This is a genomic window from Pseudomonas sp. PDM15, from assembly GCF_014851565.1.
Taxonomy (GTDB): domain Bacteria; phylum Pseudomonadota; class Gammaproteobacteria; order Pseudomonadales; family Pseudomonadaceae; genus Aquipseudomonas.
Genome location: NZ_JACVAA010000001.1, coordinates 243306 through 257750, shown reverse-complemented (window position 1 = coordinate 257750; position 14445 = coordinate 243306). Strand labels below are relative to the sequence as shown.

General features: G+C 66.2%; 11 protein-coding genes. 6 read left to right on the top strand and 5 right to left on the bottom strand.

What is annotated here, in order from left to right; translation table 11 throughout:
• Nucleotides 1–107 precede the first annotated feature (107 nt).
• From IB232_RS01220 to IB232_RS01205, 4 genes are all read right to left on the bottom strand, one after another.
• Nucleotides 108–1085, bottom strand: coding sequence for a DUF4340 domain-containing protein (locus IB232_RS01220; RefSeq protein WP_192396749.1), 978 nt, complete (start codon nucleotides 1083–1085; stop codon nucleotides 108–110).
• Nucleotides 1086–1170: 85 nt separating this feature from the next.
• Nucleotides 1171–3003: a GldG family protein gene (locus IB232_RS01215; protein WP_192396748.1), complete on the bottom strand. Its 1833-nt coding sequence runs from the start codon at nucleotides 3001–3003 to the stop codon at nucleotides 1171–1173.
• A 2-nt stretch (nucleotides 3004–3005) separates the two neighbouring features.
• Nucleotides 3006–3737 carry an ABC transporter permease subunit gene (locus IB232_RS01210; RefSeq protein ID WP_192316304.1) on the bottom strand — a complete coding sequence of 244 codons (732 nt, stop codon included), beginning with the start codon at nucleotides 3735–3737 and terminating at the stop codon, nucleotides 3006–3008.
• The gene (locus tag IB232_RS01205) at nucleotides 3734–4654 is read right to left on the bottom strand and encodes an ABC transporter ATP-binding protein (protein ID WP_192396747.1); all 921 of its coding nucleotides are present in this window, start codon (nucleotides 4652–4654) and stop codon (nucleotides 3734–3736) included. The genes IB232_RS01210 and IB232_RS01205 overlap by 4 nt, the downstream gene beginning before the upstream one ends.
• Before the next feature lie 255 nt (nucleotides 4655–4909).
• Between IB232_RS01205 and plsB the strand changes: the two genes are divergently transcribed.
• Nucleotides 4910–7396, top strand: a complete 2487-nt coding sequence (gene plsB / locus IB232_RS01200) for a glycerol-3-phosphate 1-O-acyltransferase PlsB (protein WP_192396746.1) — start codon at nucleotides 4910–4912, stop codon at nucleotides 7394–7396.
• A 276-nt stretch (nucleotides 7397–7672) separates the two neighbouring features.
• Nucleotides 7673–8440: a substrate-binding periplasmic protein gene (locus tag IB232_RS01195; RefSeq protein ID WP_192396745.1), complete on the top strand. Its 768-nt coding sequence runs from the start codon at nucleotides 7673–7675 to the stop codon at nucleotides 8438–8440.
• Between the two features lie 10 nt (nucleotides 8441–8450).
• Here IB232_RS01195 and IB232_RS01190 read toward each other — a convergent pair whose 3' ends face one another.
• Nucleotides 8451–9407 carry a GlxA family transcriptional regulator gene (locus IB232_RS01190; protein ID WP_192396744.1) on the bottom strand — a complete coding sequence of 319 codons (957 nt, stop codon included), beginning with the start codon at nucleotides 9405–9407 and terminating at the stop codon, nucleotides 8451–8453.
• Nucleotides 9408–9521: 114 nt separating this feature from the next.
• Here IB232_RS01190 and IB232_RS01185 point away from each other — a divergent pair, with 114 nt between their 5' ends.
• From IB232_RS01185 to IB232_RS01170, 4 genes are all read left to right on the top strand, one after another.
• A complete protein-coding gene (locus tag IB232_RS01185; RefSeq protein ID WP_192396743.1) occupies nucleotides 9522–10325 on the top strand; it encodes an MBL fold metallo-hydrolase in 804 nt (267 codons plus the stop codon).
• 92 nt (nucleotides 10326–10417) lie between these two features.
• On the top strand, nucleotides 10418–10624 hold the full coding sequence (locus IB232_RS01180) for a hypothetical protein (protein ID WP_192396742.1): 207 nt from the start codon (nucleotides 10418–10420) through the stop codon (nucleotides 10622–10624).
• 247 nt (nucleotides 10625–10871) lie between these two features.
• A complete protein-coding gene (locus IB232_RS01175; protein WP_192396741.1) occupies nucleotides 10872–13454 on the top strand; it encodes a PAS domain-containing protein in 2583 nt (860 codons plus the stop codon).
• 125 nt (nucleotides 13455–13579) lie between these two features.
• Nucleotides 13580–14257 (top strand): DUF4197 domain-containing protein, encoded by a 678-nt coding sequence (locus IB232_RS01170; RefSeq protein ID WP_192396740.1) that lies wholly within the window; start codon nucleotides 13580–13582, stop codon nucleotides 14255–14257.
• Nucleotides 14258–14445 lie beyond the last annotated feature (188 nt).

The window sequence follows — 14445 nt, the reverse complement described above, 5'->3', positions numbered from 1 at the left end:
GTCCTGATGCGACCGCCTCGCGAGTATAAAACAAGCGTTCGTCTTGCCAAGGGATTTTTTCGGCCGTCTGCAAGGCCCGTGAAACCTGGCCTGCAGCGCTTTTTCGATCAGTCCGCTGCGAGCAGATCGGTCAGCTTTCTGGCCAGGCTCTGGTACTGGTAATCTTCCAGCCGATAGGCCCAGTCGCTGCGTCCGAACAGTTCCTCGGGCGCGAGGCCGCTACCCTTTTCCAGCAACAGCCAGTGCTGATCGGCCTTGCCATACAGGCGGCCCTTGAGGGTCTTCCCGGCGAAGGTGGTGAGGCTGAACTGCAGCGTCGGCTTGCCTTCGAAGGTCAGCTGCGCCAGCGGCGCGGCGTCGGCGAAACGCAGGTCGGCGAAGAACTGGCCCATGCCGTTGGCGGCACCGTCGAAGGCCAGGCGCTTGCCCTTGGGCAGTTCGCGCGGCTGCAGGCTGCCATCCTCGGGCTTGTCGCGAACCAGGCTCAGGCGCTCGCCGGAGGCATGCTGCAGATCCAGTTCACGCACCGCACTGAACGGCACTGCGGTGATGCGGCGATCCAGCCATTCCAGCTCGGTGGCCGGCAGCTCGATGCGCTGGCTGACCAGCCAGCTCTGCGCCTCGTCGGCGCGGCGTACCAGGTGCCCGGACTGCTGGCCGGGCTTGCCGATCAGCAACGGCAGCGGCGGCTGACCCGCGGACTTCAGGGTGACACGCACGCCCTGCTGCTCGGGGTCGCCCTTGTCGGCCAGGCCGAGACGCCCGTACAACTCGGGATTGGCCGTACGCGGCTCGACCTTGCGCGACTCGGCCAGCGCCTTGAGCAGCGCGCCGGTGGCCGCCTGATCGGCCGGGTAATCGGCCTTGTCCGGCAGCACCCAGCCCGACTCGCGACGCTGCAGACGCACCAGCGGCTGGCCGACGCGCTGGATCTCGATGGCCTCGACCTGCGGTGCCTGCAGGCCCGGCAACCAGGCCTCGGCCTGCACGGACGCACGGGGTTTCTGCACCTGGCTGGTGAAGTACCAGCCGGCCACCAGGGCGAGCGCCAGCACGCCCAGCACGAACAGGGTTTTACGATTCATAGGCTGTTCTCCTCAATCAAGGAGTCGGTGAATACGAAAAGGGAAGGCGAAGGGGAAAGGGCCACGCCCTCCCCCCTTGCACGGGTCACGCGGCCTTGCGCCGGCGCCACAGCCACAGGGCCAGCACGCCGAGGGTCAGCAGCAGCGGCACGGCGAGGATGTTGACCAGCTTGAGGGTGCGACCAAGGTCCTCGATCTGCGCGTTCAGCTGGAAGCGCACCTCACGCAGTTCCTTGCGGATGCGCAGCTTCTCGGCGATGAACTGCTGCACCGTGGCCTGCTGCTCGGGCGTCAGCTCCAGAGGCTTGCTCGGGTCCTGCTGCTGCAGCGAGGCAAGCTTCTGGTCGGTCTCGGCCAGACGCTTCTGCAGGTCCTCTTCCTTGACCCGGAACTGCGCCTCGGCGTCGCGCTGCAGGGCCTCGACCACCTCGAACGGACGGCTGAAGCGGCCGCGCGAACGCACGCTGATCAGCGCATCGCTGCCGGACAGGTTGTCCAGGGCGTTGATGGCAAAACCGGCGTTGTCGGCAAACGGCTGCGGCACGCGCTGACCGAAGAAGTCCTGCACCTGCACCCACATGCGGTCGGTGAGCAGATCGGTGTCGGCCACGGCGATCACGTTGATGTTCTCCGCCGACTTCAGGCCGTGCTTCTGCCCCTCGATGCCGTTCGGATAGGCGGATTGCGCCGGGCCGCTGATGCGCGCGGCGATGGCATAACGCTCGCCGGTCGGCTCCAGGTCGCGGATCAACTCTTCCGGGTTGCCCAGGGCAGCGAAGCGCGCGGCGTCGAAGGGCATGGCGTACTCGGAGCTCTGCAGCAGCGGCACGAACTGGGTTTTGGCGCCTTCGAGCGGCTCGAGAATACCGGCGGTGGCGATATTCAGGCTCTCCAGGCTGGAGGTGGCCACGTCGTCCTGGTTCATCGCCCGCTTCGGCAGCGCCAGCCAGGCGGCATGGCGCGCCGGGCGCTGGCCCTGGCCCATGCTCACGGACAGCGCGTAGGAGCCGTCGCCGAGCACCTTGTCCGGCACCATGCGCAGGCCCCAGGCCTTGAACAGCGGCTCCAGGTCGGAGGCCTTGCCTTCGTCATCGCCCGGCATCATCGGCGGCGCGTTGTCCGCCTCGCTGAGCGGGTCGACGAACACCAGCAGCTTGCCGCCGCGCAGGACGAACTGATCGATGGCGTACAGGGTCGGCTGCGGCAAGTTCTTCGGATGCACCAGCAGCAGCACCGAGACCTGGTCGGGGATCTTGTCGATACCGGCCTTGAGGCTGTCGATCTTGAACAGCTGGCGGACCTCTTCCATCACCATCCAGGGCGCCATCGGCTGGCGCGCCATCATGTCGAAGCCGCCGTTGAGCTGCAGTCCCGAGAGCAGGCCGACCACCGGGCGCTCCGGCTTGGCCAGACCCTGCACCAGTTGGCTCAGCTGATATTCGAGGAACTCCTCCTGATCCAGCGGGAAGAACGGGATGACCTGCTTGTCGTCCACCGCGTTGGTGCCGGCCAGGCCGAAGTAGATCTGCTCGCCGCTCTGGTTCGCCGGCACGGCCTGCAAGCCGAAGCCGGCAGCCTTGTCCTCGTCCTCGGAGAACGGCTCGGGGTCGATGATGTGCAGCTTGATCTTGCCGTTCGCCGCACGCTCATAGGCCTTGAGCATCTCCTCCACACGCACCGCGTAGTTACGCAGCACGGCCAGGTCGCGAGCGGACTTGTCGGAGTAGAAGAAGTACAGGTTGATCGGCTCATCCAGCTCGCCAAGGATGCGCTCGGTACCCTCGGAGATGGTGTAGAGCTTCTGCTCGGTCAGGTCCAGGCGTACGTTGCCCAGGCCCAGGGCCGAGAGCATGTTGAAGGCCAGGAAGGCCACGGCGATCAGCAGCAGGCCGGCGCCGGAATACATCAGTTTCTTCATGGTCAGTCAGCCTTCTTCAGATCGACCACGATGGCGGTGGCGGCCAGCCAGGCGCCCATCAGGGTGATGAAATAGAGCAGGTCGCGCAGATCGATCACGCCCTTGCTGATCGCATCGAAGCGGGTCAGGAAGGACAGCGAGGCGACCGCGTCAACGGCCCACTGCGGCGCCCATGCCAGTGCATCGAGCACCATCGGGAAACCGCTGACGATGAACAGGAAGCAGGCGCTGACGGCTAGGATGAACGCGATCACCTGGTTCTTCGCCAGGGCCGACATGCATGAGCCGATGGCCAGGTAGGAACCCGCCAGCAGCCAGCTGCCGAAGTAGCCGGTGAAGATCGCGCCGTTGTCCGGCTCCCCCAGGTAGTTGACCGTGATGATCATCGGGAAGGTCAGCAGCAGGGCGATGCCGGCGAACACCCAGGCGGCGAGGAACTTGCCCAGCACCGCCTCGGCGCGGGTGATCGGCAGGGTCATCAGCAGCTCGATGGAGCCGGACTTGCGCTCCTCGGCCCACAGACGCATGGCGATGGCCGGCACCAGGAACAGGTACAGCCAGGGATGGAAGTTGAAGAACGGCGACAGGTCGGCCTGGCCGCTCTCGTAGAAGCCACCGAGGTAGAAGGTGAAGACCCCGGACAGCACCAGGAAGATCAGGATGAACACGTAGGCGAGCGGTGTGGCGAAATAGCTGGCCAGCTCGCGCTTGAAGATCACGGGCAACTGCTTCATGCCGCTTCTCCCCGGGTCAGGCTGCGGAACACTTCATCGAGCCGGCCACGTTCCACGTCCAGCTCCGTCACTTGCCAGCCACGCTGGCGGATCAGTTCGTTGACCTGCGGGAAGATCACCTGGCCAGGCGCGGCCACCAGGGTCAGGCTGCCCTCGGCGTTGTCTTCCACGGCGATCACGCCCGGCAGAGCGGCCAGGGCCTGGCGGTCCAGCTCACCAGCGGCGACCAGGGTCACCGCCTGGTGGTAGCGCGAGCGGCTCTCCAGCTCCAGCGGCGTACCGTCGGCCACCAGCTTGCCGGCGGCGATCACCACGGCGCGGGTGCAAACCGCCGACACCTCTTCGAGGATGTGGGTGGAGATGATCACGATCTTGTCCTTGGCCAGGCTCTGGATCAGCTGGCGCACCTGATGCTTCTGGTTCGGATCGAGGCCATCGGTGGGCTCGTCGAGGATCAGCACGCGCGGATCATGGAGGATCGCCTGGGCCAGGCCGACGCGGCGTTTGAAGCCCTTGGACAGGGTCTCGATGCTCTGCTCCAGCACCTTGTCCAGCTCCACCTGGGCCACCGCACGCAGCACCCGCTGCTTCTTCTCTGCGCCACGATAACCACGAACTTCCGCGATGAATTCGAGGAAGCCACGCACCGTCATGTCGCCATAGCAGGGCGCGCCTTCGGGCAGGTAGCCGATCTGCTGCTGGGCCTTGAGGGTGTCGCTCTGGATGTCGAATCCGAGAATGCTGGCCGTGCCGGAAGTCGGCGCCAGGAACCCGGTGAGCATCTTCATGGTGGTGGATTTACCGGCCCCGTTAGGGCCGAGAAAGCCCAGCACTTCCCCCTGCTGGACCTGAAAGCTGAGGCCATCGACGGCCGTATGTTGGGCAAAACGCTTGGTTAGATTTTTTATTTCGATCATGGCTCTTGTCCCTACGGGATAAGCCCCGGGCCATGCTGACCTCGGGGGCCTTTGCAAACGCTGGCGGACTATAAAAGTCGACCCGCGGCAAGGCAAGACAACGGCCATTAGGAAAAGTTGCAGGCCGGCCTGCAGGCCAGGAAATCCGCGGCGCGCCGGTGAACACTTGTACCTGCAGGGCTTTTTGCCGCCGCCCACCGAATACGGCACACTAGCCGCCCCGAGCGCATGCTCGTTTTTTCACAGCCGCAATCTATGACCCGCTCCCCGCTCCGCCGCCTCGCCTTTGGTGCCCTGCGTCGCCTGCTGTTCCTCTGGGTACGCTCGGAAACCATCAACCAGTCGTCCTTCAACCTGCGCCTGGATCGCAGCAAGCCAGTGTTCTATGTACTGCAGCAGCCCTCGGCAGCGGACCTGGCGGTAGTGGACCGGGAATGCAGCAAGGCCGGCCTGCCGCGCCCGGTATTGCCGGTGGCGCTCGGCGGCCAGCTGGAGCCGGCCGGCTTCTTCTACCTGACCCGCTCACCCAGCTGGTTCGGCGGCCACGACAAGCGCGGTACACCGCCGACCCTGCAGCGCATCCTCGCCGGCCTCGACAGCAATGCCCTGGATGACGCGCAGATCGTCCCCGTCAGCGTGTTCTGGGGCCAGTCGCCGGATCGCGAGACCAGCCCGTGGAAGCTGCTGTTCGCCGACACCTGGGCCGTCACCGGGCGTCTGCGCAAGCTGGTCAGCATCCTGATCCTCGGCCGCAAGACCCGCGTGCAGTTCTCCGCACCGATCCACCTGCGCGAACTGCTCGACCAGAACAAGGGCCGCGAGCGCACCCTGCGCATGGTCCAGCGCATCCTGCGCGTGCACTTCCGCAACCTGAAGACCACGGTGATCGGCCCGGACGTGTCGCACCGGCGCAACCTGGTGAAAGGCCTGATCCACGGCCCGCTGGTGCGCCAGGCCATCCGCGAGGAGATGGAGCGCGAGAAAATCAGCCAGGAGAAGGCCGAGGCCCAGGCCCTGCGCTATGGCAACGAGATCGCCTCGGACTACACCTATACCGCCATCCGCTTCCTGGAGACGGTGCTCAGCTGGTTCTGGAACAAGCTGTACGAAGGCATCCAGGTCAACCACCTGGAGGCGGTGCGCGACATCGCCCACGGCCACGAGATCATCTACGTGCCCTGCCACCGCAGCCACATCGACTATCTGCTGCTGTCCTACCTGCTGTTCCGCAACGGCCTGACGCCGCCGCACATCGCCGCCGGCATCAACCTCAATATGCCGGTGGTCGGCGGCATCCTGCGTCGTGGCGGCGCCTTCTTCATGCGCCGCACCTTCAAGGGCAACCCGCTGTACACCGCGGTGTTCAACGAATACCTGCACACCCTGTTCAGCAAGGGCTTCCCGGTCGAGTACTTCGTCGAGGGCGGCCGCTCCCGCACCGGCCGCACCCTGCAGCCGAAGACCGGCATGCTGGCCATCACCCTGCGCAGCTTCCTGCGCTCGTCGCGCCTGCCGATCGCCTTCGTGCCGGTCTATATCGGTTACGAGCGCGTGCTGGAAGGCCGTACCTACCTGGGCGAACTGCGCGGCGCGACGAAGAAGAAGGAGTCGATCTTCGACATCTTCAAGGTCATCGGCGCCATTCGCCGCCAGCGCTTCGGTAGCGTGCGCGTCAACTTCGGCGAGCCGATCAAGCTGGCCGAGTTCCTCGACCACGAGCAGCCGGACTGGCGCACCCAGGACTATGGCGACCAGTACCGCCCCGAGTGGCTGAATCGCACCACCAACCGCCTCGGCGAACGCGTGGCGCAGCACCTCAACGAGGCGGCGGCGATCAACCCGGTCAACCTGGTCGGCCTGGCCCTGCTCTCCACCAGCAAGCTGGCGCTGGACGAGAAGGCCCTGGGCCGTGTGCTCGACCTGTACCTGGCGCTGCTGCGCAAGGTGCCCTACTCGCCCCACGCCACCCTGCCGGAAGGCGATGGCCAGGACCTGATCCGCTACGTGCAGAGCATGGACCTGCTGGCGGAGCAGAAGGACGCCCTGGGCAAGATCCTCTACCTGGACGAGCAGAACGCCGTCCTGATGACCTACTACCGCAACAACGTGCTGCACGTGTTCGCCCTGCCCGCCCTGCTGGCCAGCTTCTTCCTCAGCAGCTCGCGCATGAGCCGCGAGCAGATCCTGCGCTACAGCACCGCGCTGTATCCGTACCTGCAGTCCGAGCTGTTCATCCGCTGGGACCTGGAGGAACTGGAAGGGGTGGTCGACCAGTGGCTGGAGGCCTTCGTCGAGCAGGGCCTGCTGCGCCGCGAGGACGACATGTTCATCCGCCCGGCACCCAGCTCGCGCCAGTTCGTCCTGCTCACTCTGCTGGCCCGCGCCATCGTGCAGACCCTGCAGCGCTTCTACATGGCCACCGCCCTGCTGCTCAACGCCGGCCAGTACGCGTTGAGTGCCGAGGAGCTGGAGAACCTCTGCGTGGTCATGGCCCAGCGCTTGTCGATCCTGCATGGCCTCAACGCCCCGGAGTTCTTCGACAAGAGCCTGTTCCGCCACTTCATCCAGACCCTGCTGGACCAGGGCGTGCTGCGCCAGAATGGCGAAGGCAAGCTCAGCCACCATCCACAGCTGGCGGAACTGGTGGAGGGCGCGGCCAAGCGCGTGCTGCCGGCGGAAATCCGCCTGTCCATACGCCAGGTGGCGCTGGAGCGCGGCGAGGAAGCGCAAGAGCCGGTCTGAGACTCGCAGCACCAGTAAAAGGGCCGCTTATGCGGCCTTTTTTTTGATGCTTCGACGGCTGCGGCCTCGCCGCCAATGCATCCACCTGGCGAATCGGCAGCACCTTCAGTCCGGCCGCGTCTGCCACAATGGAATTATGAGGAGGGCAATGCAGTCAGTTGTGTAGGTCTCATTCGCTTCATCCTGCGCCGGCGACGGCCAGAGCTACGCAGTCATTCCGAGACGCGCCAGAAAATATCTCCGCAGGTGCGGCGCCCGGAACAGGGAGATCAGTCAATGAGATGGACTCTACCCGGCTTGCAGGTGTCGTTCAGGCTTGTGCTGCTGAGCCTCTGCTGGCTATGCGCCTCGGCACACGCAGTCGAGGAAATCACCCTGTTCAGCTATCAGCACAAGCCACCCTATGTGATCGATGGCAAGCGCCAGCAGGGGCTGTATTACGACCTGGCCGAGCAATTGAACGCTTACCTGCCCCAGTACCGCTTCGTCGTGCGGCAGATTCCACGCAGGCGCCTGGACTATCTGTTGTCGAAGGACCAGCTCGACGGCATCGTGCTGGGCACCAGCCCCGACTGGTTCGGAGACGCGCCACGCCATCTATGGACGGAGGCCTTCATCGACGATGCCAACCTACTGGTCTCCCGCAGCCAGGGCGAGGTCAGCAGGCTTTCCGCCGACCAGCTTGGCGGGCGACGCCTGGGCGTGGTTAGTGGGCATCGCTACCCGGAGCTGGACGACCTGCTCGGCAAGGAGCGGATCAGCCGCGAGGCAGGCATCAGCGAGAGCGCCAACCTGCTTCGGCTGCAACGTGGCTGGCTAGGCGCCGCCGTGATTGGCAAGCGCACCCTCGATTTCTATTTCCAGGAGCAGCAAGGTCTGCGCAGCCAGCTGTATGTCGCCCAGCCGCCGTTGCGCACCTATCAACGCTCCCTGCTAGTGCCGACTGGTTATGCCCGGTTGCTTCCGGAGCTGAATCGGGTGATCGGCACGCTGAAACAGGCGCCATCCTGGCAACACCGACTGGAACAGTACCGCACCCCCTAGAAGCCCAGCGCTAGAGCCTGCCGAAGCGCTGTCGGTATTCGGCCGGGGTCAGCCCGGTCAGCTCCTTGAACATGCGCCGCATGTTGGAATCGCTGCTGAAGCCCAGCTCGGCACTGATGGTGCTGACGGACGCCGCTGTCAGCATGAGACGCTCGCTGATCTGGTTCAGCTTGATCCGCCGGGCGTAGCTCGCCACCGCCTGACCGGTTTCGCCCAGCACCTTGCGCGCCAGCGTGCGCTCCGACATGCCCAGCCGGCCCGCCAACAACGCCACCGTGATCTGCTCGGCCGGCAGCTGCTCGACCAGGGCATGCAGCTGGCGCAGCAGCTTGCCGCCCTGCTCCATCAGGCTCATGCCCTGAAACGCAGGATGCGGCACCACCGGGCGCGGCAGCACCATGAGCCTGCTCAGATCGCGGACGACCTCGGCGCTGACGCTGCGCTCGATCAGCGCCTGGGCAATCGGCAGATAACCATTCACTCCCGACGCCGTGGCGGTGTTCGCGTTGAACACGCAGTTCTGCTCGCTCTGCCACTGCACCCTGGAGAAACGCTGGCGCAGCGTCTCCGCCAGCCACCAGGTCACCGTGGCCGGCTGGCCATCCAGACGACCACTGGCCGCCAGCAGGCCGACGCCCGTGCAATAGCTCCACAGCTGCAGGCGCCGGTTGCCCATCGACAGCGCGCGCACCAGCGGCGCATGCGCGGCCAGCGCCTCGTCGACCTGCCGTGCCGATTCTGCCCAGAAGCCCGGGATCAGCAGGGCATCGAGCTCCCGCTCGGCGAGGGACGCCGTCGCCTGCAGGGTGACGCCGTGGGCACACTCGACCGGCCCCGCCTGCAAGGCCACATAGTCGGCCTCGAACAAGCCGCGGCCGGTCCGTCGGTTGGCCGCATGCAGAAGGTCGGCAAAGGCGAACAGCCCGGCGGGCATGCACCGGGGAAACAGCAGGAGACCGATTCGCATGTTTTCTTCTCGGCAAAACGATATGGCTTAAAAGGAACTGAATATGTCTGTTCCTGCCATTATGGCGATGCCCCCCGCTCGGCACCATAGAGCCACCACCCAGAGGGGCACATGATGAACATCCAGCAAATCCGCAACGCCACCATCATTCTCGAGCTCGGCCCGCACCGCGTCCTGGTCGACCCCATGCTGGCCGCCAAGGACGCGCTGCCGCCGCTGCGCCTGTTCGGCGCCCGGCAGCGCAACCCGCTGGTCGAACTGCCGGCCGGCACCGGTGCCGCGCTCGAGTCGGTCACCCACTGCCTGATCACCCACTGCCAGCGCGGCCACTTCGACCACCTGGATCGCGCCGGCACGCGCTGGCTGCGCGAGAGGCAGATTCCGGTGATCTGCACGCCGCACGATGCGCCGCATCTCGCGCGGCTGGGCCTGAACGTCCAGCCACTGCCACAGCAACATGACCAGCCCAGCCCCTTCCTCGGCGGCAGCATCCGCACGGTTGCCTGCACCCACGGCCTGGGACTGGTCGGCAAGCTCATGGAGCACGGCGTCGGCTACCTGATCGACATGCCCGACGAACCCAGCCTCTACCTGGCCGGCGACACCATCCTCACGCCCACCGTGCGCGAGTTCGTCCTGCGGCATCAGCCCCAGGTCAGCGTGGTGCCCGCCGGCGGCGCGCGCTTCGACCTGGGTGGCGACATCATCATGGGGCTCGAGGAGGTCATCAAGTTCGCCCGGCTGGCCAAGGGCATGGTGGTGGCCAACCATCTGGAGGCCATCAGCCACTGCCCGGTCAGCAGAGCGGCGCTGGCAGACGCGGCGCGCAGTGCGGGAGTGGACGACAGGCTGCTGATTCCCGCGGACGGCCAGACCCTGGCGTTCGACGCAGCGCAGCCCATGCCGCTTCGCGCCTGAGACCCGGCATGACCATACCGTCGATTGCTTGAACCGCGCGCAGTCCTGAGTCATCGAAACCCTACAGGCCATCTCGGCCTGGGAGGTGAATCATGACCCAGATCCACTACGCCAACCCCATGGGCGCCGACGACCCACAGGACCCTGTGCCCCCCATCGAGCCGGGAATCTACCCGGACGAAGGCGAGGAACAATCACCGAACGAACAGCGCCCGGAAGACTGGAGAGATCCCAACGACCCCGGCATCGAGCAACCCAGCAAGCCGGATGAAGGAAGCCCGCTCAACGCGCCCAATTGAGCCACCATCCAGGTCCGCTGCCACTTTCCCGAGATCCAGGAGTGGCAGCAGCAGCTCGTGTGCTGGAAGGCCCAGCCGACCTGATGGACAAATTCCCCTGATCATCTCCGCTTAGCGAACGATCGCTGGCTATCTGCGCAGTGTTGAAGCCACGTCCTCATCCAGATGGAACGCAACGGGCCAGTCTGCTTTCATAGTGGGTGACTGAACTCAATCGAGCTCAGCTCCTGCCTTGCTGAGCAAACACATGGAACTGCTCTTCGATATCGGCCCAGATCGAGTCCCCCTGGAACACCCCGACCAGCCGCTGGATAGCGGGAGCATCAGCGCTTCGCTGCAGAGCCACGACTGGTCCGAATCGCCCCTGGGGCCTCCCATCGGCTGGTCATCCAGCCTCAAGACCCTGATGGCCACCGTGCTGCCGGCCAAGGCACAGATCGTGCTGTTCTGGGGGCCGCAGTTCGTCGCCCTGTACAACGACGCCTACGCGCCCAGCATCGGTGCCAAGCATCCGCGGGCGCTGGGTCGCCCGGCCGTGGAGAACTGGACCGAGTTGTGGGACGACCTCGAACCGTTGCTGCGCGGCGTGCGCGAGACCGGCGAGACCTTCTCGGCCAAGGACCGCCCCTTCTACATCGAACGCCATGGGCATGGGGAAACCGTCTACTTCGACGTGTCCTACTCGGCGGTGCGCGAGACGGATGGCTCGGTCGGAGGCGTGCTGTGCATCGTCACCGAGACCACCGAGCGCGTGCAGTTCGAGCGCCGCCAGGCGTTCCTGCTGGCCCTCGGCCAGGCGCTGCCCGCCAGCCTCGAGCCGGAGCAGATCGAGGCCAGCGCCCTGCGCCGGCTCGCCGAGGCACTGGGTGCGGCACGCGTGTTCTACGGCGAGGACAATGGCGACGGCGTGAGCTTCAGCGTGCATCGGGATCACGCCCAGGACGTGCGCTCCGCCGCCGGCGTGCACCGCTACCGGGATTTCGGCAACGGCCTGCTGGCGGCGCTGCGCGCCGGGCAGACCGTGGCCCGCGCCAATATCGCCGGCGAGGCCGGGCTGAGTGTCGGCGAAGCGGCGCTGTGCGCCGAGCTCGACCTGGCCGCCGCGCTCTATGTACCGGTCGTTCGCCTGGGCGCACTGGAGGCGACGCTGGTCATTCACTATCGCCAGCCCCACCCCTTTGCCGAGCACGAGCTGCGCCTGGCCCAGGAGGCCGCCCTGCAGGCCTGGGCCTCGATCAGCCATGCGCGGGCGGAGGCGGCACTGCGCGCCAGCTCGGCGCAGCTGTCGGCGATGTTCGATCAGGCCAGCGCCGGCATCGCCGTGTGCGATCGCCACTGGCAATTCATCCGGGTCAACGACCGCTACTGCGAGATCGTCGGCCGGCCGCGCGAGGCCCTGCTCGGGTTGCGCATGCAGGACATCACTCATCCGGACGACCTCACCGCCCAAGAGCTTCAGCGCGAGCGCAACCTCGACGACGGCGCGCCCTTCGAGATCATCAAGCGCTACGCCCGCCCCGACGGCACGCCGGTCTGGGTGCAGAACCAGATCACTCCGTTGCTGGACGAACAGCACAACGCCAGCGGGGTGCTCTGCGTGTGCATGGATATCAGCGCCCGGGTGCGCGCCGAAGCAGAGCTGCGCGAGCTGAACGAGGGCCTGGAGGAACGCGTCGCCTCGATGGTCACACAGCGCGAGGCCGCGATAGCGCAGCTGCACGAAGCGCGCAAGATGGAGACCATCGGCCAGCTCACCGGCGGCATCGCCCACGACTTCAACAACCTGCTGACTCCGATCATGGGCACCCTGGAACTGATCCGCCGACGCCTGAACGACGAGCGCTCCAGGGACCTGGTCGACGGCGCGCTGCAGGCGGCGGATCGCGCGCGCATCCTGGTCGGACGCCTGCTGACCTTCGCCCGCCGGCAGACACTCAAGCCCCAGGTGGTGGAACTGAAGGCCCTGGTCAACGGCATGCGCGAACTGATGGAGCGCTCGATCGGCCCGATGATCGCGGTGACCGTCGAGATTCCGCAGCAGCTGCCGGCGGTGGTGGTCGACCCGCACCAGCTGGAGCTGGCCATTCTCAACCTGGCGGTGAACGCCCGCGATGCCATGAGCGACGGCGGCCGGCTGGAAATCAGCGCGGCGCTGGACGAGGTTGCGGCCGACCAGGTCAGCGGCCTGTCCGCCGGGCGCTACGTCTGCCTCAAGGTGGGCGACAGCGGCAGCGGCATGAACGAGGAAACCCTGCGCCGCTGCGTGGAACCCTTCTTCTCCACCAAGGGCGTGGGCAAGGGTACGGGCCTCGGCCTGTCGATGGTGCAGGGCCTGGCCGCCCAGTCCGGCGGCGGCCTCGCCATCGCCTCGCAAGCTGGCCTCGGCACCCAGGTGAGCATCTGGCTGCCGATCACCGAAGGGGCAGCGACGGGCGAAGGCAGCGAACCGACCGATGCCCCGCTGGCGCCCCGGCCGACCCGGGTACTGCTGGTGGACGACGAGGAGATGGTCCGCCACACCACCAGCCTGCAACTGCAGGACCTGGGCTACGAGGTCAGCGAAGCCGCCTCGGCCGCGGCGGCCTTTCAATTGATCGACGCGGGACTGGTACCGGACGTACTGGTCACCGACCACATCATGCCGGACAAGACCGGCGCCCAGCTGGCCCAGGAGCTGCGCCTGCGCCTGCCCGACCTGCCGGTGCTGATCATCACCGGCTACTCGAACCTGTCGCCGGCGCAGATGCATGGCTTCGAGGTACTCGCCAAACCCTTCCGCCGCGCCGAACTGGCCGTGCGGCTCTCGCAACTGGCACGCGGCACGGGATGAATCGCCCCATACCAAAGCGTGGGTAGAATCCCATAAGCGCCGCGAGTGGATACCACTTCAGGGTTTGGCTCCCCCGCCCCACTCCGCTAAGCTCGCCGGAACCTCACCGTAGTAAGGAAGCCTCCATGCTCCGCCTCACCACTCTCGCCGCCGGCCTGTTGCTGTCCGCTGGCGCCTATGCCCTGTCCCTTTCCGACCTGACCCAGAGCGACTCCAGCGGCGGCCTCAAGGACGCGCTGACCCAGGGTGCGCAAGTCGCGGTGAAGCAGCTCGGCAAACCCGGAGGCTTCAGCAACAACGACGAGGTGCGCATCGAGCTGCCCGGCAAGCTGGGCAAGGCCGCGCAGACCATGAAGATGATGGGCATGGGCGAGCAGGTGGAAGAGCTGGAAGCGAGCATGAACAAGGCCGCCGAAGCCGCCGTGCCGCAGGCCCAGGCGATTCTGGTGGACGCGGTGAAGAAGATGACCGTGAGCGATGCCAAGGCCATCCTCGCCGGCGGTGAAGACTCCGCCACCCAGTACCTGAACAAGACCAGCCGCGAGCAGATCCGCGCCAAGTTCCTGCCCATCGTCAAGCAGGCCACCGACAAGGTCGGCGTGGCCCAGCAGTACAACAGCTTCGCCGGCCAGGCCGCCGCCCTAGGTGTGGTCGACGCTAAGAGCGCCAACGTCGAGAACTACGTGACCGAGCAGGCCCTGAACGGCCTGTTCAAGATGATCGCCGAGCAGGAAGCCAGCATCCGCCAGAACCCAGCCGGTGCCGCCACCAGCCTGGCGAAGAAGGTCTTCGGCGCGCTGTAAAAGCGCTGCAGCGGAAAAGCAAAAGCCCGGCAAATGCCGGGCTTTTTTTGTGGCCGGGCTTGTGGCCCTGCCGGGTGCCGGAACGAGTCCGGCTTCGGGGAGTAACGCGGCGTACCGGGCGGGTAGCCCCCACTGCGGGTGTACGGCGCGTGGCGCGGGCGAGGATCCGCCATTGCCGGGTCGGGCAC